This is a genomic window from Pseudomonas sp. NFR02, assembly GCF_900119375.1.
Taxonomy (GTDB): Bacteria; Pseudomonadota; Gammaproteobacteria; order Pseudomonadales; family Pseudomonadaceae; genus Aquipseudomonas; species Aquipseudomonas paracarnis.
Genome location: NZ_FPJJ01000002.1, coordinates 65,874 through 88,386, shown reverse-complemented (window position 1 = coordinate 88,386; position 22,513 = coordinate 65,874). Strand labels below are relative to the sequence as shown.

The window sequence follows — 22,513 nt, the reverse complement described above, 5'->3', positions numbered from 1 at the left end:
ACCGAGGTGATGCCATCGCAGGCAAGCCAGCGTCCACGGTGTTCATGCTGTGCTTTAGATCGGATTGGGGCAGTCGATGAACAGATGCTCCAGGGCAAAGCGTCGCGCCAGATAGTCGCCTAGCGCCTGCACGCCATAGCGTTCGGTGGCGTGATGGCCGGCGGCGATGAAGCTGATGTCGTTTTCCCGGGCGCTGTGGAAGGTCTGTTCGGACGCTTCACCGCTCAGGTACAAATCGACACCCGCGGCAATCGCCTGGTCGATGTAGCCCTGGCCGCCACCGGTACACCAGCCGACGCGGCGAATCATCTCGCTGCCTTCGATCAGCAGCGGTTCGCGGCCCATCACTTCCTGCACGCGGCGGGCGAAGTCGCGGGGTGACAAGGGCTCGGCCAGGGAGCCGACCAGGCCGACGATTTTTGGGTTGCCGGGGTCCAGCGGGCCTTCGACGGTGATGTCCAGGTGGCGAGCCAGTTGCACGTTGTTGCCGACATCGGCGTGCAGGTCCAGGGGCAAGTGGTAAGCCAGCAGGCTGATGTCATGCTTGAGCAGGGTTTTGAGGCGGCGCTGCTTCATGCCGGTGATGCATGGGTTTTCGCCCTTCCAGAAGTAACCGTGGTGCACCAGCACCAGGTCGGCCTTGGCTTCGACAGCGGCGTCCAGCAGGGCTTGGCTGGCGGTCACGCCGCTGACGATGCGCATCACTTGGGGCCGGCCCTCGACCTGCAGGCCATTGGGGCAGTAATCGGCAATTTTGGCGCTGCCGAGGTAGCGGTCGGCTTCCTCGACGAGGGTAGTAAGGGGCACGGCCATAAAAGACTCCTAAATATCCCGTTCGCAGGCGTCACAGCCTCGTATAATGCGCGACATTATGGGCGCTCTCCCGCCCCCTGCAACCTGTCAGGACTTACTTGATGCTCAAGGCACTGCGTTTTTTTGGATGGCCATTGTTGGCTGGCGTGCTGATCGCGATGCTGATTATCCAGCGTTATCCCCAGTGGGTGGGCCTGCCCACACTGGATGTGAACCTGCAACAGGCGCCGCAGACCAACACAGTGGTGCAAGGGCCGGTGACCTATGCCGATGCCGTGGTCATCGCCGCTCCGGCGGTGGTCAACCTGTACACCACCAAGGTCATCAACAAACCTGCGCATCCGTTGTTTGAAGACCCGCAATTTCGCCGCTACTTCGGTGACAACGGCCCCAAGCAGCGCCGCATGGAATCCAGCCTCGGCTCCGGCGTGATCATGAGCCCCGAAGGCTACATCCTCACCAACAACCACGTGACCACGGGCGCCGACCAGATCGTGGTGGCCCTGCGTGACGGCCGCGAAACCCTGGCCCGTGTGGTGGGCAGCGACCCGGAAACGGATCTGGCGGTACTCAAGATTGATCTGAAGAACCTGCCGGCCATCACCCTCGGCCGCTCCGACGGTTTGCGCGTGGGCGATGTGGCGCTGGCCATCGGCAACCCGTTCGGAGTGGGGCAAACGGTGACCATGGGCATCATCAGCGCCACCGGGCGTAACCAGTTGGGCCTTAACAGCTACGAAGATTTCATCCAGACCGACGCGGCGATCAACCCCGGCAACTCGGGCGGTGCGCTGGTGGACGCCAATGGCAACCTGACTGGCATCAACACCGCGATTTTTTCCAAGTCTGGCGGTTCACAGGGCATTGGTTTTGCCATCCCGGTAAAGCTGGCGATGGAAGTGATGAAGTCGATCATTGAGCACGGCCAGGTGATTCGCGGCTGGCTGGGCATTGAAGTACAGCCTTTGACCAAGGAACTGGCCGAGTCATTTGGCCTGACCGGGCGTCCAGGCATCGTGGTAGCGGGGATCTTCCGCGACGGCCCGGCGCAGAAAGCCGGCCTGCAACTGGGCGATGTGATCCTCAGCATCGACGGCGCGCCGGCGGGTGATGGCCGCAAGTCCATGAACCAGGTGGCGCGGATCAAGCCGACCGACAAGGTGGCGATCCTGGTGATGCGCAACGGCAAGGAGATCAAACTGTCGGCGGAAATCGGCCTGCGCCCACCACCGGCGACCGCGCCAGTGAAAGAAGAGCAATAACCGTCGCGACCCAAGCGCCCGTTCGCGGGCGCTTGTAAGGCCATATTTCTTAGCGATTCATTCTCATTAGGCATGTTATATTGTTTCAATATCGCTATTGGAACGCTCTATCATGTCGTCTCGAAAGTTTGTGCCCTTGGCCGGCCTGGCCCTGGGTTTGCTGCTCGACCCTGCCTACGCCGAAGAAAACACCCTGGAACTGGACACCATCAGCGTCACTTCCGACGCCTATGAATCCGCTACCGGTCCGGTCGACGGCTACCGTGCCACCCGCTCTGCCAGTGCGACCAAGACCGACACGGCCTTGCGCGACATCCCGCAGTCGATCAGCGTGATTCCGGCCACGGTACTCAAAGACCTGGGCAGTACCAGCGTTGAACGCGCCCTGGAATTCGCAGGCGGTGTGTCCAAGCAAAACAACTTCGGCGGCCTGACCCTCTACGAATACAGCGTGCGCGGCTTCACCACATCCGAGTTCTACCAGGATGGTTTCAGCGCCAACCGTGGTTACCCCAGCACCCCGGACGCGGCGAATATCGAGCGCATTGAAGTGCTCAAAGGCCCCGCCGCCAGCCTTTATGGGCGTGGCGATCCCGGCGGCACGGTGAATATCGTCACCAAGAAACCTCAGCCCGAGGCCTTCACCACGCTGCAAACCAGCGCAGGCAGTTGGGACCGCTACCGCACGGCGCTGGATGTGAATACGCCGCTGGACAGCGAGGGGCGCGTGCTGACGCGAGTGAACCTGGCCGTTGAAGACAACCACAGCTTTCGCGATCACGTCGACGCCAAGCGTGTGTTCGTCGCGCCCTCCTTCAGCTGGCAACTGGACCCGGACACCACGCTGCTGGTGGAAAGCGAATTCGTGCGCCACAGCTCCACCTTCGACCGGGGCATCGTCGCCAACACCGGCATGTCCCATTCCACCTTCCTCGGCGAGCCCAACGACGGCAATATCCGCAACCACAACAACCGCATTCAGGCGGCGTTGGAACACCACCTCAACGACGCCTGGAAACTGCGCCTGGCCAGCCATTACAAGCAAGGCAGCCTGTGGGGCGATGCTTCGGAAAGCCGAGCGTTGAACGCAGACGGCCACAGCGTCAATCGCCGCTACCGTGAACGCTCCACCGGTTGGCATGACAGCATCACCCAGCTGGAACTGCGCGGGGTGTTCGATATCGGCAGTTGGCAACATGAGCTGTTGATCGGCACCGAATACGAGGATTACCGCAAGAAAGAGCGTGTGACGACGATCGCTAGCGACTATCCCATCGACATCTACAAACCGGTGTACGGCCAGCCCAAACCCAACGGCATACGCTCCGGCACTGACTTCTTCGAACAAACCAAAAGCCACGCACTGAACCTGCAAGACCAGATCATCTTCACCGACCGCCTGCGCGGCATGATCGGTGCGCGCTTCGAACACTTCGAACAAAGCACCGACGACTTCACCCGCAACCACGCCAAGGGCCGCCAAACCCACGACGCCTTCACTCAGCGCGCCGGCCTGCTCTACCAGCTCACGCCAGAAGTCGGCGTGTTTGCCAACGCCTCCACGTCGTTCAAGCCCAATAGCGGCCTGGATGCCGGTGGCAAGTCCTTCAAGCCCGAAGAAGGCGTGGGTTATGAGGTGGGGGTCAAGAGCGAGCTGTTTGACGACCGCCTCAGCGCCACCCTGGCGGCCTTTCATATCGAAAAGGAAAACGTGCTGACCCTGGACCCGACGACCAACCTCAACCGCGCCATGGGCAAGGCCCGCAGCCAGGGCTTCGACCTGCAAGTAACCGGGCAAGTGACCGACGCAGTCCGCGTGATCGGCGCCTTGGCCTACATCGACGCTGAAGTGACCAAGGGCGACAAAATCATCCCCACGGGCAGCCGCATTCTCGGCGTGGCCAAGCGCAGCGGCAGTGTGTTGGGTGTGTATGAATTCCAGGACGGCGCATTGCGTGGCTCAGACCTGGGCGCAGCGTTCACCTATGTAGGTGACCGCTCAGGCGAAGCCGGCACAGGCTTCGAACTGCCCGCCTACCACACCGTGGATTTGCTGGCCCATTACAAGGCCACGCAGAACGTGACGGTGGGGCTGAACCTCAACAACCTGTTCAATGAAAAGTACTACGAGCGGTCCTACAGCAACTATTGGGTCAACCCCGGCGAGCCGCGCAACTTCACGGTTAGCCTGACCCTTAATCTGTAGATACAGTCAAAATGTGTGGCTTGCCTGCGATGACCATAGGTAATCACGATGCGAAGCGAGCCGCTCTTGATCTTGATCTGCTTGTGATCTTGATCTCAGGCGCCCCGTTAAACCACGCTGGCCGAACGCAGGCTTGAATTCGTGGGTAACCCGGCAGGACGCCGGGTTAGCCGCCCCGCGCCATGGATGGCGCGTGGCGGCGGCCCACGGATTCAAGCCTGTGTTCGGGCACACCGAGCCTAGGCGAGGTGCCGAGTGGTGGGGCAAGAGCCATTTGGTTACTTTGGGCTGGGCCGGCATTCCGGCTCTTTTCCAAAGTGACCCGCTGTAAAAGCGGAACCCTAAGCAGCCGTTACCGCAGGAATGGATATGTACACAATCCAACTGTGTTGACTGCCATGCCGCCTTCGCGAGCAAGCCCGCTCCCACAGTTGGTCCGCGGGGGGTCAAGTAGGGAAGCGTCGCGGTTAGGCCGCCATCGCAGGCAAGCCAGCTCCCACAATTGGATCACCGCAGGGCTCGATTACAAGGCAACCGGCGCCCGTTCGCACAGGGTATTAAGCGCCGCCGCCCACTGCGGCTCGTCATTCAGGCAAGGCACCAACACCAACTCCTCGCCCCCCGCTTCACGAAATTGCTCGCGACCGCGATCGCCAATTTCCTCCAACGTCTCAATACAGTCGGCGACGAACGCCGGGCACATCACCAGCAGCTTCTTCACCCCTTGCTGGGCCAATGCCTCAAGGCGCGCCTCGGTGTAGGGTTCGATCCACTTGGCCCGGCCCAGGCGGGACTGGAACGCCACCGACCATTTGCCCTCCGGCAAACCCAGCCGCTCGGCCACATCCCGCGCCACGCTGAAGCACTGCGCGCGGTAACAGGTGGCAAGCACTTCAGGGGATGCGTTCTTGCAGCAGTCGGCGTCCTTGAAGCAGTGCTGGCCGGTAGGGTCGAGCTTGGTCAGGTGACGCTCAGGCAAACCATGGAAACTGAGCAGCAAGTGATCGTAATCCTGCTCCACATAAGCGCGCACACTCGCCGCCAGCGCATCGAGGTACTCAGGCTGATCGTAGAACGGTTGCAGGATCGAAAACTGCACATTCAGTTGCTTGTCGCGCACCACTCGCTTGGCCTCCTCTATCACCGTGGTGACGGTGCTGTCGGCAAATTGAGGGTACAACGGCGCCAGTGTGATTTTTTGAATACCCTGGGCGGCCAGGCGCGTCAGGACCGTTTCCAGGGACGGTTCGCCGTAACGCATCGCCAGTTCCACCGGGCCCTGGGTCCACTGCGCGGTCATCTGCTGTTGCAGGCGGCGGCTCAGCACCACCAGCGGCGAACCTTCGTCCCACCAGATCGACGCATAGGCATGGGCCGATTGCTCGGGGCGCTTGATCAGGATCAGCGACACCAGCAAGCGCCGCACCGGCCACGGCAAGTCGATCACATAAGGGTCCATCAGGAACTGATTGAGGTAGCTGCGCACATCGGCCACTGAAGTGGACTTTGGCGAACCCAGGTTGACCAGTAACAACGCGTGATCGGTCATGCAACATCCTATCTTTAGAGGCGGCTGGACAAGTCGTCCAGAGCCGCACGCAACTCAGTGAACTGGAAAGTGAAACCTTCGGCCTGCAGCCGTTCAGGCAAAGCCTTTTGCCCGCCCAGCAACAAGCCGGACAACTCACCCAGGCCAACCTTCAACGCAAATGCCGGCATCGGCATGAACGCCGGGCGGTGCAGCACCTGGCCCAAGGTCTTGGCAAATTCGCGGTTGCGCACCGGGTGTGGCGCGCAGGCATTATAAGGACCGTTGGCGTCTTGCTTGTGCAGAAGAAAATCAATCAGGGCGATTTGATCCTTGATATGCACCCAGGGCATCCACTGCCGTCCATTGCCAACCGGCCCGCCCAGCGCCAGTTTGAACGGCAGCAGCAGGCGCGACAAAAAGCCGCCCTCGGCAGACAGCACCAACCCCGTACGCACCAGCACCACGCGAATGCCCAAGGCTTCGGCACGCTGGGCGGTTTCCTCCCAGGCGATACACAACTGGCTGGGGAAGTCATCCAGCACCGGGCCGCTGGCTTCGGTCAGTTCGCGCTCGCCGCCGTCGCCGTACCAACCCACCGCAGAACCGGAGATCAGCACCGCCGGTTTTTGCTCCAGGCTTTCCATCCAGGCCAGCAAGGTTTCGGTGAGGTGAATGCGACTGTTCCACAGCACTGCCTTGCGCTTGTGGGTCCAAGGCCGGTCGGCGATAGGCGCGCCTGCCAGGTTGACCACCGCGTCCACCGCGCCAATCACCTCTTGTAGACGAGCCACCCCGAGCACCTGCGCACCACACACCTGGGCGACCGTTTCCGGTTGCCGGCTCCACACCGTCAGGCGATGGCCTTGCGCGAGCCAGTGCTTGCAGAGTTGGCGACCGATCAAGCCGGTACCGCCGGTCAGCAAAATATGCATGGGACTCTCCTCATGTAACGTTCGCCGCCGCTCACTGGTCTATTTTATAAGCAGGGATCAATTTGATAATTGAGCGTGACGGGGGTTCAAGCCTTAGCTTAACCATAGGTCACGCCACACAATCAGGCACGCCAAAACTTATACCAAAAAACAATATTGTACAGCTATTGGTGTCGGCGTAGTCTGTACCCAACGGTAAAACGAGGCCTCCCATGACTGTTCCCATCGCGATCATTGGTACCGGCATCGCCGGTCTCTCCGCCGCCCGAGCGTTACAAGACGCCGGGCACGCAGTACAACTCTTCGATAAAAGCCGCGGCAGCGGTGGCCGCATGTCCAGTAAGCGCAGCGACGCCGGCGCGCTGGACATGGGCGCGCAATATTTCACCGCCCGCGACCGGCGCTTCGTCAACGAAGTGCAGCGCTGGCAAACCAACGGCTGGGCCGAGCAGTGGAAGCCCCAGCTGTATAACTTCAAGTCCGGGCAATTGACGCCCTCCCCCGATGAGCAGATCCGCTGGGTGGGCACACCGCGCATGAGCGCCATCACCCGCGCCCTGCTCGACGACTTGCCGGTGGAGTTCGGTTGCCGCATCACCGAAGTCTTCCAGGGCACGCAGCACTGGAACCTGCTCGACGCGGACGGCGGCAATCACGGCCCTTTCAGTCACGTGATCATTGCCACGCCGGCGCCCCAAGCCACCGCCCTGCTGGCCGCCGCGCCCAAGCTGGCGAGCGCCGCCGCCGGAGTGAAAATGGACCCGACCTGGGCCATCGCCCTGGCGTTCGACAAGCCCCTGGATACGCCGATGGAAGGCTGCTTCGTGCAAGACAGCCCCCTCGACTGGCTGGCGCGCAACCGCAGCAAGCCTGGGCGCGACACCACCCTCGACACCTGGGTGCTGCACGCCACCAGCGCCTGGAGCAAGGCCCACCTGGACCTGCCCAAGGAAGCGGTGATCGAACACCTGCACGGCGCCTTTGCCGAATTGCTGCACAGCGCCATGCCCGCGCCGTCGTTCAGCCTGGCGCATCGCTGGCTCTACGCACGCCCCTCCAGCAGCCATGAGTTCGGTGTGCTGGCCGACGCCGACCTGGGCTTGTTCGTTTGCGGCGACTGGTGCCTGTCCGGTCGGGTGGAAGGTGCCTGGTTGAGTGGCCAGGAAGCGGCGCGACGCTTGATCGAGCACCTGCAATGAACCGCATCAACCCCGCCAAACTGCTGCTGTCAAAATGGACGGCAGCTCATCCTCGCCACAAGGAAAAACACTTCCTGGTCACCGAGTTGTTCCGTGACGACGAGGGCACGGTGCTGGACATCGAACTGCAGGCCATCCTGACTCGGCGCGCCGAACGCCTGCCCTGGCAGACCCTGAAAAACGCTGAAGACTGGAAAATCGGCTGGAAATAAAGCGGCGGCACAAACCTGTACAAATTATTTGACTTGTACAACATCGAGCCTATGATGAGATTTAGTTGTACAAGATTTTTAGCTTGTACAGGATTCTTGCAGAGGTTTGCTTATGTCCAGCCATGTGAAACCGAAGATCGCCATCAGCGCCTGCCTTCTGGGTGAGAACGTGCGCTTCAATGGCGGTCATAAACAGTCCCTGCTATGCAGCCAGACCCTCAGTGACTACTTCGATTTTGTCCCGTTGTGCCCTGAAGTTGCCATCGGCCTGGGCATTCCTCGGCAAGCGATCCGCCTGGTCGGCGATCCCAACCAACCGCAGGCTGTGGGCAGCGTAAACCCTGCGCTCAATGTCACTCAGCCACTGGACGATTACGGCCAGCAAATGGCCCGGGAACATACCGACCTGTGCGGCTACATTTTCATGCAAAAGTCACCGTCTTGCGGGCTGGAGCGGGTCAAGGTGTACCGCGACAACGGCACGCCCGTCGACGGTGGCGGGCGCGGTATTTACGCCCAGGCGTTTTGTGCCCGCCACCCCAACCTGCCGGTGGAAGAGGACGGTCGCCTGAACGACCCGGTGCTTCGAGAAAACTTCCTCACCCGCGTATTCGTGTACGCCAGTTGGCAGCAACTGTTGGCCGACGGCCTTACCCGTCACCGCTTGCTGACGTTTCACTCGCGCTACAAGTACCTGCTGATGGCCCACAGCCCGGCGCATTACAAAAGCCTGGGCCACTTGCTCGGCAGCATGGGCAAGGGCATTGACCTGCAAGCTTTGGCCGACGGCTATTTCAGCGAACTGATGGCGGGCCTGAAAAAATGCGCGACTCGCGGTACCCATACCAATGTGCTGCAACACATCAGTGGCTACCTCAAGCAGGCCATCAGCGCCGATGAAAAACAGGAAATGCAGACCGTCATCGGCCAATACCGCCACGGCATCGTGCCACTGGTGGTGCCGCTGACCCTGCTCAAGCACCACTTTCGCCAACATCCGGACCGCTACATCGCGCAGCAGGCCTACCTGCAACCGCACCCGGAAAACCTCAGCCTGCGTAATGCGATCTAACCCATGAAACCTGCCCTGCTCGACGAACCCGGCGAAGACATCGCTCTGGCCCTGGAAAACGGCTGGCTGCCGATCCGCGAGGTGGCGCGCCAGACCGGCGTGAATGCGGTGACGCTGCGCGCGTGGGAGCGCCGCTACGGCCTCATCGTGCCCCAGCGCACGCCCAAAGGGCATCGGTTGTTCAGCGCCGAACACGTACAACGCATCCAGGCCATCCTCACCTGGCTCAATCGCGGCGTGCCGGTCAGCCAGGTCAAAGGGCTGATCGACTCCGCCCAAGGTAGCCCGGAGCCGATGGAAAACGAGTGGCAGAGCCTGCGCCAGCATTTGGTGAGTGCCATCAGTGAACTGGCCGAGCGCCGGGTCGATGACGCCTTCAACCAGGCCATGGCGCTCTACCCGCCACGCACCTTGTGCGAGCAACTGATGCTGCCGCTGCTCAACGAGCTGGAACAACGCTGGCAGGGCCAGTTCGGCGCGCAGATGGAGCGGGTGTTCTTCCTGTCCTGGCTGCGCAGCAAGTTTGGCGCACGGATCTATCACAACAATCGTCAACTCCACGGCGCGCCGCTGTTGCTGGTCAATCATTCCGACCTGCCCCTGGAACCCCACCTGTGGCTCAGCGCCTGGCTGGCCAGCAGTGCCGATTGCCCGGTGGAAGTGTTCGATTGGCCGCTGCCGGTGGGCGAACTCGCCCTGGCGGTGGAACACCTGCAACCGCGTGCGGTGCTGCTGTATTCGAGCAAGGCGTTGCAGGTGCCGGCACTCAGCAAACTGCTGGGCGGCATCCGTTGCCCAACCGTGATTGCCGGACCAACGGTGTGCATCCACCACGCCGAGTTGGGCGTATTAACCCAGGACATCCCTGAGTTGTCCGTGGCCGAGGACCTGTTGTCGGCCCATCAATTATTGATCCAGCGTGGAATTGTCTGAATGCATCTGATCTGGTTGCGCACCGACTTGCGCCTGCACGACAACACTGCCCTGGCGGCCGCGAGCCAGCGCGGCCCCGTCGCGGCTGTTTACCTGATCACGCCCGAGCAATGGCAGGCGCATGATGACGCGCCGTGCAAAGTCGATTTCTGGCTGCGCAACTTGCAGCACCTGAGCCAGGCACTGGACAACCTCAACATCCCCCTGTTAATCCGCCACGCCGCGACCTGGGACCAGGCGCCGACGGTACTGAGCCAACTGTGCCGCGAGCTGTCGGTGGAGTCGGTACACGTCAACGAGGAATACGGCATTCACGAGAGCCGCCGCGACAGCGCCGTGGCCCAGGCCCTGGAAGCTGACGGCGTGACCTTCCACAGCTACCTGGACCAACTGTTTTTCCAGCCGGGTAGTGTGCTGACCAAGACCGGCACCTACTTCCAGGTGTTCAGCCAGTTCCGCAAGGTCTGCTACAGCCGCCTGCACAGCGCCCTGCCCCGCGTGGTGCCGACGCCAAAGGCCCAGGCCGAGCCTGGCGTGAAAAGCGACCCTGTGCCGACGGCAGTCGAAGGGTTCCAGACACCCAGCGAAACCTTGCGTGCCCTCTGGCCCGCTGGCGAAGACGAGGCGCGCCGTCGCCTCGATGCCTTCGCTGATCAGCAGATCAGCTATTACAAGGACGAACGCGACTTCCCGGCCAAGCCCGGCACCAGTCAGCTTTCTGCCTACCTGGCCGCCGGTGTGGTTTCGCCGCGCCAGTGCTTGCACGCCGCGCTGCAAACCAACCAGGGCGAGTTCGAAAGCGGCGACATCGGCGCCATCACCTGGATCAACGAGCTGCTGTGGCGCGAGTTCTACAAGCACATCCTGGTCGGCTACCCACGGGTTTCCCGCCACCGCGCGTTTCGCCCGGAAACCGAAGCGCTGGCCTGGCGCAAGGCGCCCGAAGACCTGGCCGCCTGGCAACAGGCGCGCACCGGCTTGCCGATCATCGACGCGGCCATGCGCCAATTGCTGGAAACCGGCTGGATGCACAATCGCCTGCGCATGGTGGTGGCGATGTTCCTGACCAAAAACCTGCTGATCGACTGGCGCGAAGGCGAGCGCTTCTTCATGCGCCACCTGATCGACGGTGATCTGGCGGCCAACAACGGCGGCTGGCAGTGGAGTTCGTCCACCGGCACCGACTCGGCGCCGTATTTCCGGATATTCAGCCCGCTGAGCCAATCGGAAAAATTCGACGGCGACGGCGTGTTCATCAAACGCTGGCTCCCGGAACTGGCCGCGCTGAATAAAAAACAAGTGCACAACCCCGAAGCGGCTGGCGGCCTGTTCGGCGTGGCGGATTACCCGCGTGCCATCGTCGATTTGAAACAGTCTCGCGAGCGCGCCTTGGCCGCATTTCGCCGGCTGCCTTCGCGTCAGGAGATGGCCGAACATGAGTGACTTCCTGCGCCAGTTCGCCCCCACCTTCGCCACGCTGGACAAGCACAACCTGCACCTGCTCGGCCGCCTGTACAGCGAGGACGTCGCCTTCGCCGACCCCCTGCATGAAGTTCAGGGCCTGCCAGCGTTGCAGCGTTACTTTGCCGACTTGTACAGCAACGTCAGCGAGCTGAATTTTGACTTCCACGGCTTCGATACCGTGGCCGAAGGCGAGGGCTACCTGCGCTGGACTATGCGTTTTCGTCACCCACGCCTGGCCGGCGGCCAGGTGATCGAGGTGCCAGGCTGTTCCCATTTGATGTGGCACGACAAGGTTTACCGCCATCGCGACTACTTCGATGCCGGCGCCCTGCTCTATGAACATGTCCCCCTACTGGGTCGCGTTATTCGTTGGCTGAAAAGGAGAATGGGATGAGCCTTACACCGCCCCGTCGTTATTGGCTGACCGGCGCCAGCAGTGGTATCGGTGCGGCGCTGGCCGTGGAGTTGCTCGAGAGCGGCGCCCAAGTGGCCCTGAGTTCCCGCACCCAAGGCCCGCTGGATGCCCTCGCCGTTCGATATCCAGGCCAGGTGCTGGTGGTGGCCGGCGACCTGACCAACAGCCAGACCGTGCGCGAGATCGGTGAGCGTATCAGCGAGGTCTGGGGTTCGCTGGACACGGTGATCCTCAACGCCGGCACTTGTGAATACGTCGACGCCCGGCAATTTGACGCCTCGATCATCGAGCACGTGGTGCGTACCAACCTGCTGGCGAGCAGTTATTGCATCGAGGCCGCGCTGCCGCTGTTGCGCGCCGGGCGTACCCCGCATCTGGTGGGCGTGGCCAGTGCCGTGACCTACCTGCCCATGCCTCGCGCCGAAGCCTACGGCGCGTCCAAGGCCGGCCTGCGTTACTTGTTCGAATCCCTGCGTATCGGCCTGTCGCCAGAAAACATCAATGTCACGGTGATCAGCCCAGGCTTCGTCGACACGCCGCTGACCGAGCGCAATGATTTCCCGATGCCCCTGAGCTGGCCGGCCGACAAAGCCGCGAAACACATCTTCGCCAAGCTGGAAAAACGCCCGCTGGAAATCGCCTTTCCGGCCCTGTTCATTGCCACCTTGTGGCCGCTGTCGAAGCTGCCCAACCGCGCGCAACTGATCATCGGCAAACGCATGCTGCGCAGCCCGCCACCGAAGAAGGACGACCTGTGAAGATCGCCATTATCGGCAGCGGCATCGCCGGGCTGACCAGCGCCTACCTGCTCAGCCGTCGACACGACATTACGCTGTTCGAGGCCAGTGACTGCATTGGCGGGCATACCCACACGGCCAAGGTGACGGTCGACGGCAAAAGCTATGCGGTGGACACGGGCTTCATTGTGTTCAACGACTGGACCTACCCCAACTTCATCCGTCTGCTGGAGCAGATCGGGGTCAGGTTCAAACCCACCGAGATGAGCTTTTCGGTGTGTGACCAAAGCACTGGCTTTGAGTACAACGGCAACAACCTCAACAGCCTGTTTGCCCAGCGCCGCAACATCCTGTCACCGGGGTTCTGGGGCATGTTGCGCGATATCCTGCGCTTCAATCGCCAGGCGCCCCTGGACTTGCAAGAGCAGCGCATCAGCGCCGACATGACCCTGGGCGATTACCTCACCGCCGGCGGCTATGGGCCGCGGTTTATCCGGCATTACATCGTGCCGATGGGTGCGGCCATCTGGTCGATGTCCCTGGCCGATATGCTCAAGTTTCCGCTGCAGTTTTTTGTGCGTTTCTTCAAGAACCACGGCTTGCTCTCGGTGAGCAACCGCCCGCAATGGTGCGTGATCGAAGGCGGCTCCAGCTGTTATATCGAGCCGCTGACCCGCAGCTTTCGCGAACAGATACGACTCAACTGCCCTGTGCATAAGGTGCAACGCAGCGACGAAGGTGTAGTTATCCACAGCCCGGCCGGCAGCGAAACCTTCGACCGCGTGGTATTCGCCTGCCACAGCGATCAGGCCCTGGCCTTGCTCGATGACCCCAGCCAGGCCGAACAGCAGATCCTCGGCGCCCTGCCCTACGCCGAAAACGACGTGGTGCTGCACACCGACACACGCCTGCTGCCCGATCGCAAACTGGCCTGGGCCAGCTGGAACTATCGGCTGACGGGCAACGTGCAACAACAGGCCGCCGTCACCTATGACATGAACATCCTGCAAGGCATCGACAGCGCCACTACCTTTTGCGTCAGCCTCAACCAGACGCCGATGATCAACCCGCTGAAGATCCTGGCGCGCTACACCTACGCCCATCCGCAATACAGCCTGGCCGCAGTCGCCGCACAGGCACGCTGGGAAGAATTGAACGGCGTGCGCAATACCTTCTACTGTGGGGCCTACTGGGCCAACGGCTTTCACGAAGACGGCGTGGTCAGCGCTCTGCGCGTGGCCCAGGCGTTTGGGGAAACCCTGTGAACAGCGCCCTGTACAGCGGCTGGATCGCCCATCGGCGGTTTAAGCCCAAGGCCCACGCCTTTCGCTACCGCATCGGCCTGCTGTACCTGGACCTCAGCGAAGAGGACGAAGTACTGGGGCTCTCGCCGCTGGCCGGCACGGGGCGCCTGGCGCCCTTCGGTTTCCGCCAGCAGGATTACCTGCGTGAATTCACACGCCACGGCATGAGCCTGAGCGATGCCGTGCGCCAGGAAGTCGGCAAGGCCCTGGGGCAAACACCCCAGGGCGCTATCTGCCTGCTGACCCAGGCCCGCAGTTGGGGCCTGGCTTTTAACCCGGTGAGTTTCTTCTACTGCTTCGAGGCTGACGGGCAACTGGCCGCGATCCTGTGTGAAGTGACCAACACCCCATGGCGCGAGCGCTATCACTACGTGCTGCCCGCCCAGGCACTGGGCGCCGATGAGCACCAGCATTTCGCCGTGGCCAAGGCCTTCCATGTGTCGCCGTTTTTGCCTCGCGAGCTGGAATACCGCATGAGTTTCAGCCCGCCCGCAGCCAGGCTCGGCGTGCATATGGCCGATTGGCAGGGCACGCAAAAAGTCTTCGACGCCACCTTGAGCCTGGAAAAACAGGCACTGAGCCGCGCCAGCCTGCATCGCTATCTGTGGCGCTTTCCTTGGATGACCGCCAAGACCGGCCTTGCGATCTACTGGCAAGCCTTGCGCCTGCTGCTCAAACGCACACCGATTTTTTCCCACCAGGCCGCCGATGGCGCCTCTCGCACCGCAGTCGGGTATACCAAGGATCGCCACCATGAAATCCCCTAGCTTATCGGTCAAGGCTAACCGCCTGAACGTCAACGGCATGACCGCTGCGCTGTTGCGCAAAGGCGTGTTGCGCCAGCTCAGCCAATTGCGCCACGGCCAGTTGGTGATCATCGAGGATGGCGAGCGGCAAGTCTTCGGCGCACGGGAAGCGCACCTGCTGGGCGAGATTCAGATTCTCGACGCGGCGGTATGGGGGCTGGTGGCGGCCAATGGCTCGATCGGCGCCGGCGAAGCGTTTATCCATGGTTACTGGACCAGCCCCGACCTCACCGCCGTGGTGCGGGTGATGGTCAGCAACCTGGAGGTGCTCGACGCCATGGAAGGTGGCCTGGCACGCCTGGCGCGGCCGTTCACTCAGGGCCTGCACTGGCTCAACCGCAACACACGCAAAGGCTCGCAAAAAAACATCGCCGCCCATTACGACTTGGGCAACGACCTGTTCGAAGAATTTCTCGACCCCACCATGATGTACTCGGCCGCGCAATTCCTGACCCCCGATGACACCCTGGAACAGGCACAACTGAACAAATTAGCGCGCATCTGCCAGAAACTGGCGCTCAAGCCCAGCGACCATCTGCTGGAAATCGGTACCGGCTGGGGCAGCATGGCGTTGTATGCGGCGCAGCATTATGGTTGCCGGGTCACCACCACGACCTTGTCCAAGGAGCAGTTCGCCTACACCGCCCAGCGTATCGAGGCGCTGGGCCTGCAAGATCAAGTGACCGTGCTGCTGAGCGATTACCGCGACCTCACCGGTGAGTACGACAAGCTGGTGTCGATCGAAATGATTGAAGCGGTGGGCCATCGTTTCCTGCCCACCTATTTCAAACAATGTGCCCAGTTGCTCAAGCCCGACGGCCTGATGCTGCTGCAAGCCATCACCATACGTGAACAGCGCTTTGAACAGGCCAAGCGCAGCGTCGACTTTATCCAGCGCTACATCTTCCCCGGCGGCGCGCTGCCCTGTGTGCAAAACATGCTGCAGATCGTCAGCCGCGACACCGACATGAACCTGCTGCACATGGAAGACTTCGGCCTGCACTACGCTCGCACCCTGCGCCTGTGGCATGAAAACTTTCGCCGCGCCCATGGCCGTCTTGCGGAACTCGGTTATGACGAATACTTCCTGCGCCTGTGGGAGTTTTACCTGTGCTACTGCGAAGGCGGCTTTATGGAGCGCACCATCGGCACCGCGCAGTTGCTGCTGGCCAAACCGGCGGCCATCAATCCGCCGCTGCTCGGGCGTTTCAGTGCTTAAATCCCTGGCCAATGCCGTGCTGTTTCAGTGCGGCTGGTTTGCCTGCGTACTCGGCGGCGATAGCCGTTGGTTGCTGATCGGCGTCGCGGTGCTGGGCGCACACTTGCTGTGGATAAGTGCTTGGGCAAGAGAGGGGCAAGTGATTCTGGCCGTTACGGTGCTGGGAACACTGGTCGATACGGCACTGCGTGGGCTCGGCGTGTTTGAGTTCAATACGCCGGGGGCACTGATTCCGCTGTGGCTGATACTGTTATGGGCCTTGCTGGCCACCACCTTGCGCCATTGCCTGGCCTGGAGCGCACGGCCCTGGTGGCTGGCCAGCCTGCTAGGCGCGGTGGGCGGGCCGTTGTCTTATTACGCCGGCAGCCAATTGGCAGGCGTGAGTTTTGCGTACGGCACCACCCCAACACTGATCGGCCTGGCGCTGTTATGGGCCATGCTCTTTCCGCTGTTGCACGGGGTTGCACAGAGGCTGGAATACTGACGCCCGTCCGAGCATTCATACGCGTCTAGCGCACTTGCCTTACACTGCGCGCCTATGACCAACATCCCTCACATTCAAATCACCGAACCCGTCACCTGCTCGACGTGCGCGGCCTGTTGCTGCCAGCTGGAAGTCATGCTGATCACCGACACCGGCGTGCCGCAACGCTTTATCGATACCGACGATTGGGGGGGCGAGGTGATGCTGCGCCTGGACGACGGCTGGTGCGCAGCGCTGGACCGCGACACGATGATGTGCACGATCTATGAGCTTCGGCCGTTGATTTGCCGGGAGTTCGAGATGGGGGCGCCGGAATGCCTTGAAGAGCGCGAAGGTATTACCACGGCCTATCGCTGACCCCGAACTTCGTGACGATCACGGGCTTGTGTGGGAGCGGGCTTGCTCGCGAATGCGGTGGGTCAGTCTAAGTATGTGCTAGCTGATACACCGCTTTCGCGAGCAAGCCCGCCCACAGGGGGGCCAAGTGTTCTTGAGATTAGAGCGGCATGGTGTAGTGCAGCGAGTAGCTCTCTACCCCATCGTTATTGCTGCTGATGCCGGCATTGGAATAATGCGTGGCACGAATGCCCACTTCATGCCCGCCGTTGAACCGCAGGCCGAAACCCAGGCGGTCTTCGAACTGGAAGGACTGGCCGATGTTGTTGTCTTCCAGCCGAGTGCGAGAGAACAACGCCACGCCGATACCGGCTTCGATGTAGGGCTTGACCGACTCGCCGGCAAACTCATACACAAACACCGGCGAGAACGACAGGCTGCTGGCGCCTGCACGGTCGTCCCCTTCCCAATAGGTATAGGCGCCGCTCCAGTAGCCGGTCAGTCGGCCGACATTGCTCTGCATCCAGCTTTTGTCCCAATCGGAGGTCAGGCCCAGGCGGTAGGTCAGCGTCGAATCGCTGGTGCTCCCCAAGCCGAACTCCAGGCCGGCGGCCTGGGCTGAAACAGAGTGTCCCAACATAGCGGCCGCAATCGCAGCCAAACAGAACAAGCGCTTCATGTGAAACGTCCTTTGCAAACGGAATAATTGGGTTATGTACAGGCTAACGGGCTATAGAAGCCGACGCATAGCCAGAAGTTCAGCTTTTTTTCAGTGTTATTTCACGAAATTTTCACGAGCCAAAGCTTCGCACAACTCCAGGATGTTTCCAAAGTGTCGGTAGGATATTTCTTAGATGACACAGATCGCCGCTGGTCCAGAACTGTGCAGGTTCAGGTTCGCCAACGGCCAGCAGGTCGCGCTCACCCAGCAAGCGCTTGAGCTGGCGCGCCACGGCGGCGCCGGTATCAATGAGGATGATGCTGGGGGGCAGCATCTGCGCCAGGAGTGGCTTGAGGAAGGGGTAATGAGTGCAACCCAGGATGATGGTGTCGCAACCGGCGCTGAGCAGCGGCTCGACATAGCCTTGCAGCAGGGCGCGCAAGGCCGGGCTGTTGAGGTCGCCGGCTTCAATCAGCTCCACCAGGCCTGGACACGGCTGGGTAATCACCCGTACATCGGTGGCGAAGCGGTCGAGCAAGGCGGCGAACTTGGCGCTTTGCAGGGTGCCGGTGGTGGCGAGCACACCCACCACGCCACTGCGCGTGGCCGCGGCAGCAGGTTTGACCGCAGGCTCCATGCCTACCAGCGGCCAGTCGGGGTAGTGCTGGCGCAAATCGGCCACCGCGGCGACCGTGGCCGTGTTGCAGGCAATCACGAAGGCCTTGGCGCCCCGCTCGCGGAAAAACTCAGCGACCGAGCGAGAACGCTCAAGAATGAACGCCGGCGTTTTCTCGCCATAAGGAATGTGCCCGCAGTCAGCCACGTACAACAGTGACTCGTGGGGCAACAACTGCTGGATTTCTTCCAGCACCGTGAGGCCGCCGATGCCGGAATCGAACACACCAATAGGCGCGCCCTTAACCATGCTGTGTCCCGCAGACGCTGCAGCCTGGGTCACGCTTGACGCGCAACTCGCGAAAACGCGTGGTCAGCGCATCGATCAACAACAGGCGCCCCACCAGCGGCTCACCAAAACCGGCCAGCAGCTTCAAGGCTTCCAGCGCTTGCAGGCTGCCAACCACCCCCACCAACGGCCCGACGACGCCGGCTTCGCTGCAGGTCAGTTCCGTGTCGCTGCCGTGCCCGTACAAACAGTGGTAACAGGGGCTGTCGGCGCGACGGGGGTCGAATACCGACAACTGCCCCTCAAGGCGAATGGCCGCGCCACTGACCAGGGGTTTGCCGGCGGCGACGCAGGCCGCGTTGACCGCCTCGCGGGTAGAGAAGTTGTCGCTGCAATCGAGCACCAGGTCCACTGCGTTGACCGCAGCGGCCAGCGAGTCGGCATCCAGCGCAGCACGATAGGCGACCAGGGTGACTTCAGGGTTGATCGCCCTCAGGCGCCCCATGGCCGAATCGACCTTGGTCTGCCCCACGCTGTTAGTGTCATGGATGATCTGGCGTTGCAGGTTGGTCAAATCGACTGTATCGAAATCCGCCAGGTGCAATTCGCCCACCCCGGCAGCGGCCAGGTAAAGCGCCACCGGAGCGCCCAGGCCACCCAGGCCGACGATCAACGCGCGACTCTGCTTCAGGCGCAATTGGCCGTCGATGTCGACAGGCTGCAACAGAATCTGCCGGCTATAGCGCAACAGCTCCTGATCGGTCAGCACGGGCGGCGCCCCAAGGTGATGCGTTCGTGACCGCCGAGGTCGATGCGGCTATGTACGCCTTCGAAACCCTGGTTCAGCAACAATTCGCGCACGGCCTGGGCCTGGTCGTAACCGTGCTCGAGCAACAGCCAGCCTCCGTCGTTCAGGTGGTCAGGAGACTCTAGGGTGATCAGGCGCAAATCGTCCAGGCCATCGTGCCCCGCCACCAGCGCACTGGCCGGTTCGAAGCGCACATCGCCGGCCGCCAGGTGCGGGTCATTGTCGGCAATGTAGGGCGGGTTGCTGATGATCAGGTCGAAGCGCTGGCCTTGCAGGGCGCTGAACCAGTGGCTGTTGAGCACCGTGGCGTTAGTGAGGTGCAGGCGTTGACGATTGCGCTCGGCCAGGGCCACGGCCTCCAGCACACGGTCGACCGCCGTGACCTGCCAGGCCGGCCGTTCGCTGGCCAGGGCCAAGGCGATGGCACCGCTGCCGGTGCCCAGGTCCAGGATCTGGGCGGGCGTGGCGGGCAGCAATTCCAGGGCAGCTTCCACCAGCAATTCAGTTTCCGGGCGCGGGATCAGGGTGTGCGGTGCTACTTCCAGGTCGAGTTTCCAGAAGCCTTGCTGGCCGAGGATATAGGCCACCGGCTCGCCGCTGCGGCGGCGCTGCAGGTAGCCGGAAAAGGTCAGCGCGTCTTCGCTGCTGACGATCTTTTCCGGCCAGGTATGCAGGTAGCTGCGCGATTTGCCCAGGGCAGCGGCCAGCAGCAACTCCACGTCCAGGCGCGCCGTCGGCGAGTCGGGCAGGTCAGCGGCGCGCAGCAGGCTGGCGATGATGGTCATTTAGTCACCTATCGCTGCCAGTTGGTCGGCCTGGTATTCGGCGAGCAAAGGCTCGATCACCGCATCCACGCCACCGGCGAGAATTTCGTCGAGGGAGTACAGGGTGAGGTTGACCCGATGGTCGGTAACCCGGCCTTGGGCAAAGTTGTAGGTGCGGATACGCTCGGAGCGGTCGCCGGAGCCCACCAGCAGCTTGCGTTCGCTGGCAATTGCGTTGGCCGCGGCGCTGGTCTGCTGGTCGTTCAACTTGGCCGACAACCAGGACATGGCCCGTGCACGGTTCTTGTGCTGGGAACGTTCCTCCTGGCACTCCACCACAATGCCCGACGGCAAGTGAGTGATACGGATCGCCGAGTCGGTCTTGTTAACGTGCTGGCCACCCGCGCCGGATGAGCGGTAAGTGTCGACGCGCAAGTCCGCCGGGTTGATCTCGATGGCTTCCTGTTCGTCCGGCTCAGGCAACACCGCGACGGTGCACGCCGAGGTGTGGATACGGCCTTGGGACTCGGTGGCCGGCACCCGCTGTACGCGGTGCGCACCGGACTCGAACTTCAGCTTGCCATAGACGTTGTCGCCTTCAACCCGGGCGATGACTTCTTTATAGCCGCCGTGCTCGCCCTCGTTCTCGGAGAGGATCTCCACCCGCCAGCCACGACGCTCGGCATAACGCGAATACATGCGGAACAGGTCGCCGGAGAAAATCGCCGCCTCGTCGCCACCGGTGCCGGCGCGGATTTCGAGGAACACGTTGCGTCCGTCGTTAGGGTCCTTGGGCAGCAACATGCGTTGCAAGTCACCCTCAAGCTCAGCGAGTTTGTCCTTGGCTTCGCGGACTTCTTCCACGGCCATTTCACGCATGTCCGGGTCGCTGTCCTTGAGCAGGGCCTGGGCACCTTCGAGGTCGGCCTGGACTTTCAGCAGGTTTTTATAGGTGGCCACAATGGGCTCAACTTCGGCGTATTCCTTGGAATAGGCACGGAATTTGGTCTGATCGGAAATGACCTCGCCATCGCCGAGCAAGGCGGTCAGTTCTTCGAAACGGTCCTGGAGCACGTCCAGTTTATTGAGCAGTGACGCTTTCATTGCGGTTTTTTATCCGAAGAGCTGTCTGACGCGCCCTCACCGAGGGCAAAGAGTTCCTGGGCCATGGCCAGCGCATCGAGGCGGCCTTCGGCGGTAAGCTTTTTCAACTGGACGCTAGGCGCGTGAAGCAGTTTGTTGGTCAGGCCACGGGCCAATTGCATCAGCACCTCTTCGGCGCCACTGCCATTGGCCAGCATGCGCTGGGCCTTGAGCAACTCTTCATCACGCAGGCGTTCACCCTGCTGACGATACGCCTTGAGCACATCCACTGCCGCCAGTTCACGCAGGCGCACCATGAAATCTTCGGCACCGGTGCTGACCATTTCCTCGGCGGCCTGGGCGGCACCCTGCCGGCTCTTGAGGTTTTCAGCGACCACTTCATGCAGATCATCAACGCTATAGAGGTAAACGTCGTCCAACTCGCCGACTTCGGGCTCGATATCCCGGGGAACGGCGATATCCACCATGAAGATCGGCTTGTGCTTGCGCAGCTTCAACGCGCTCTCGACCGCGCCCTTGCCCAGGATCGGCAATTGGCTGGCGGTGGAACTGATGACGATATCACTGCGTACCAGTTCAGCGGGAATGTCCGACAGCAGCACCGCATGCGCACCGAACTGCTCGGCCAAAATGCTGGCGCGCTCCAGGGTGCGGTTGGCGACCACGATGCGCTTCACGCCAAGATCGTGCAGGTGACGGGCTACCAGGGTGATGGTTTCACCAGCGCCGATCAGCAGGGCCTGGCTGCGCTGCAAGTCGCTGAAAATCTGCTTGGCCAGGCTCACAGCGGCAAAAGCCACGGACACCGGGTTTTCGCCGATGGCCGTATCGGTACGCACTTGCTTGGCGGAATTGAAGGTGGCCTGGAACAGGCGGCCCAGCAATGGGCCGACGGTGCCGGCCTCACGCGCCACGGCGTAGGCGGACTTCATCTGGCCGAGAATCTGCGGTTCACCCAACACCAGCGAGTCGAGACCGGCCGCCACGCGCATCATGTGACGAACTGCCGCATCCTCTTCATGCACATAAGCGCTGGCGCGCAGGTCATCGAGGCTCAAATGGTGATAATCGGCCAGCCAGCGCAGCACCACATCCGCCGAGAGATGTTCCTGCTCTATATAGAGCTCGCTGCGATTGCAGGTTGAAAGAATCGCAGCTTCGCGGCTGTCGGTAAGCCGGCAGAGCTGCTGCAGGGCCTCAACCAACTGCTCTGGCGTAAACGCCACGCGCTCGCGCACGTCTACGGAGGCAGTCTTGTGGTTAATACCGAGTGCGAGGAAGGCCATTCAATATCGCTGATGATGTCGGGAAGCCGACAATTGTCCTACTTCGAAAGATCCAGAACAA

The 22,513-nt window shown here is 61.8% G+C and carries 23 protein-coding genes; 14 read left to right on the top strand and 9 right to left on the bottom strand.

Translation table 11 applies throughout. The features are described from left to right. Nucleotides 1–54: 54 nt before the first annotated feature. Nucleotides 55–813 (bottom strand): Nif3-like dinuclear metal center hexameric protein, encoded by a 759-nt coding sequence (locus BT199_RS06115; protein ID WP_014716853.1) that lies wholly within the window; start codon nucleotides 811–813, stop codon nucleotides 55–57. A 101-nt stretch (nucleotides 814–914) separates the two neighbouring features. Here BT199_RS06115 and algW point away from each other — a divergent pair, with 101 nt between their 5' ends. Together algW and BT199_RS06105 are read left to right on the top strand one after the other, a co-directional pair. Then, nucleotides 915–2,075 carry a Do family serine endopeptidase AlgW gene (gene algW, locus BT199_RS06110; RefSeq protein WP_003188388.1) on the top strand — a complete coding sequence of 387 codons (1,161 nt, stop codon included), beginning with the start codon at nucleotides 915–917 and terminating at the stop codon, nucleotides 2,073–2,075. Between the two features lie 112 nt (nucleotides 2,076–2,187). Next, complete coding sequence (locus BT199_RS06105; RefSeq protein WP_072434155.1) at nucleotides 2,188–4,281, top strand: TonB-dependent siderophore receptor; 2,094 nt, start codon at nucleotides 2,188–2,190, stop codon at nucleotides 4,279–4,281. 523 nt (nucleotides 4,282–4,804) lie between these two features. Here BT199_RS06105 and hemH read toward each other — a convergent pair. Further along, a complete protein-coding gene (gene hemH / locus BT199_RS06095; RefSeq protein WP_014716851.1) occupies nucleotides 4,805–5,830 on the bottom strand; it encodes a ferrochelatase in 1,026 nt (341 codons plus the stop codon). Nucleotides 5,831–5,844: 14 nt separating this feature from the next. Continuing rightward, complete coding sequence (locus tag BT199_RS06090; protein ID WP_072434154.1) at nucleotides 5,845–6,744, bottom strand: TIGR01777 family oxidoreductase; 900 nt, start codon at nucleotides 6,742–6,744, stop codon at nucleotides 5,845–5,847. 212 nt (nucleotides 6,745–6,956) lie between these two features. Here BT199_RS06090 and BT199_RS06085 point away from each other — a divergent pair, with 212 nt between their 5' ends. From BT199_RS06085 to BT199_RS06030, 12 genes are all read left to right on the top strand, one after another. Continuing rightward, nucleotides 6,957–7,943 (top strand): NAD(P)/FAD-dependent oxidoreductase, encoded by a 987-nt coding sequence (locus BT199_RS06085; protein WP_072434153.1) that lies wholly within the window; start codon nucleotides 6,957–6,959, stop codon nucleotides 7,941–7,943. Continuing rightward, nucleotides 7,940–8,155 (top strand): TIGR02450 family Trp-rich protein, encoded by a 216-nt coding sequence (locus BT199_RS06080; RefSeq protein ID WP_014716848.1) that lies wholly within the window; start codon nucleotides 7,940–7,942, stop codon nucleotides 8,153–8,155. Before BT199_RS06085 ends, BT199_RS06080 begins: the two co-directional genes overlap by 4 nt. Before the next feature lie 112 nt (nucleotides 8,156–8,267). Then, nucleotides 8,268–9,227 (top strand): YbgA family protein, encoded by a 960-nt coding sequence (locus tag BT199_RS06075; RefSeq protein ID WP_072434152.1) that lies wholly within the window; start codon nucleotides 8,268–8,270, stop codon nucleotides 9,225–9,227. A 3-nt stretch (nucleotides 9,228–9,230) separates the two neighbouring features. Further along, the gene (locus tag BT199_RS06070) at nucleotides 9,231–10,160 is read left to right on the top strand and encodes a MerR family transcriptional regulator (RefSeq protein WP_032903986.1); all 930 of its coding nucleotides are present in this window, start codon (nucleotides 9,231–9,233) and stop codon (nucleotides 10,158–10,160) included. After that, nucleotides 10,161–11,603 carry a deoxyribodipyrimidine photo-lyase gene (gene phrB, locus BT199_RS06065; protein ID WP_072434151.1) on the top strand — a complete coding sequence of 481 codons (1,443 nt, stop codon included), beginning with the start codon at nucleotides 10,161–10,163 and terminating at the stop codon, nucleotides 11,601–11,603. Further along, on the top strand, nucleotides 11,596–12,018 hold the full coding sequence (locus tag BT199_RS06060; protein ID WP_014716844.1) for a nuclear transport factor 2 family protein: 423 nt from the start codon (nucleotides 11,596–11,598) through the stop codon (nucleotides 12,016–12,018). The genes phrB and BT199_RS06060 overlap by 8 nt, the downstream gene beginning before the upstream one ends. Next, nucleotides 12,015–12,797 carry an SDR family NAD(P)-dependent oxidoreductase gene (locus tag BT199_RS06055; RefSeq protein WP_072434150.1) on the top strand — a complete coding sequence of 261 codons (783 nt, stop codon included), beginning with the start codon at nucleotides 12,015–12,017 and terminating at the stop codon, nucleotides 12,795–12,797. Before BT199_RS06060 ends, BT199_RS06055 begins: the two co-directional genes overlap by 4 nt. Continuing rightward, nucleotides 12,794–14,041 (top strand): NAD(P)/FAD-dependent oxidoreductase, encoded by a 1,248-nt coding sequence (locus tag BT199_RS06050; RefSeq protein ID WP_072434149.1) that lies wholly within the window; start codon nucleotides 12,794–12,796, stop codon nucleotides 14,039–14,041. Before BT199_RS06055 ends, BT199_RS06050 begins: the two co-directional genes overlap by 4 nt. Then, nucleotides 14,038–14,847: a DUF1365 domain-containing protein gene (locus BT199_RS06045; protein WP_072434148.1), complete on the top strand. Its 810-nt coding sequence runs from the start codon at nucleotides 14,038–14,040 to the stop codon at nucleotides 14,845–14,847. The genes BT199_RS06050 and BT199_RS06045 overlap by 4 nt, the downstream gene beginning before the upstream one ends. Continuing rightward, entirely contained in the window at nucleotides 14,834–16,105 is a 1,272-nt protein-coding gene (locus tag BT199_RS06040; protein WP_020302482.1) for an SAM-dependent methyltransferase, read from the top strand. Before BT199_RS06045 ends, BT199_RS06040 begins: the two co-directional genes overlap by 14 nt. Then, nucleotides 16,098–16,589 (top strand): DUF2878 domain-containing protein, encoded by a 492-nt coding sequence (locus BT199_RS06035; protein WP_072434147.1) that lies wholly within the window; start codon nucleotides 16,098–16,100, stop codon nucleotides 16,587–16,589. Before BT199_RS06040 ends, BT199_RS06035 begins: the two co-directional genes overlap by 8 nt. 54 nt (nucleotides 16,590–16,643) lie before the next feature. Further along, nucleotides 16,644–16,946 (top strand): YkgJ family cysteine cluster protein, encoded by a 303-nt coding sequence (locus BT199_RS06030; protein WP_003188364.1) that lies wholly within the window; start codon nucleotides 16,644–16,646, stop codon nucleotides 16,944–16,946. Nucleotides 16,947–17,085: 139 nt separating this feature from the next. Here BT199_RS06030 and BT199_RS06025 read toward each other — a convergent pair whose 3' ends face one another. From BT199_RS06025 to hemA, 6 genes are all read right to left on the bottom strand, one after another. Next, nucleotides 17,086–17,604, bottom strand: coding sequence for an acyloxyacyl hydrolase (locus tag BT199_RS06025; protein ID WP_014716838.1), 519 nt, complete (start codon nucleotides 17,602–17,604; stop codon nucleotides 17,086–17,088). A gap of 112 nt (nucleotides 17,605–17,716) precedes the next feature. Then, nucleotides 17,717–18,511 carry a glutamate racemase gene (gene murI, locus BT199_RS06020; protein ID WP_072434146.1) on the bottom strand — a complete coding sequence of 265 codons (795 nt, stop codon included), beginning with the start codon at nucleotides 18,509–18,511 and terminating at the stop codon, nucleotides 17,717–17,719. Further along, the gene (locus BT199_RS06015; protein WP_072434145.1) at nucleotides 18,504–19,259 is read right to left on the bottom strand and encodes a molybdopterin-synthase adenylyltransferase MoeB; all 756 of its coding nucleotides are present in this window, start codon (nucleotides 19,257–19,259) and stop codon (nucleotides 18,504–18,506) included. Before BT199_RS06015 ends, murI begins: the two co-directional genes overlap by 8 nt. After that, a complete protein-coding gene (gene prmC, locus BT199_RS06010; RefSeq protein WP_072434144.1) occupies nucleotides 19,253–20,083 on the bottom strand; it encodes a peptide chain release factor N(5)-glutamine methyltransferase in 831 nt (276 codons plus the stop codon). Before prmC ends, BT199_RS06015 begins: the two co-directional genes overlap by 7 nt. Then, nucleotides 20,084–21,166, bottom strand: coding sequence for a peptide chain release factor 1 (gene prfA, locus BT199_RS06005; RefSeq protein WP_014716834.1), 1,083 nt, complete (start codon nucleotides 21,164–21,166; stop codon nucleotides 20,084–20,086). Continuing rightward, nucleotides 21,163–22,452 (bottom strand): glutamyl-tRNA reductase, encoded by a 1,290-nt coding sequence (hemA, locus tag BT199_RS06000; protein ID WP_003188356.1) that lies wholly within the window; start codon nucleotides 22,450–22,452, stop codon nucleotides 21,163–21,165. Before hemA ends, prfA begins: the two co-directional genes overlap by 4 nt. Between the last annotated feature and the right edge of the window lie 61 nt (nucleotides 22,453–22,513).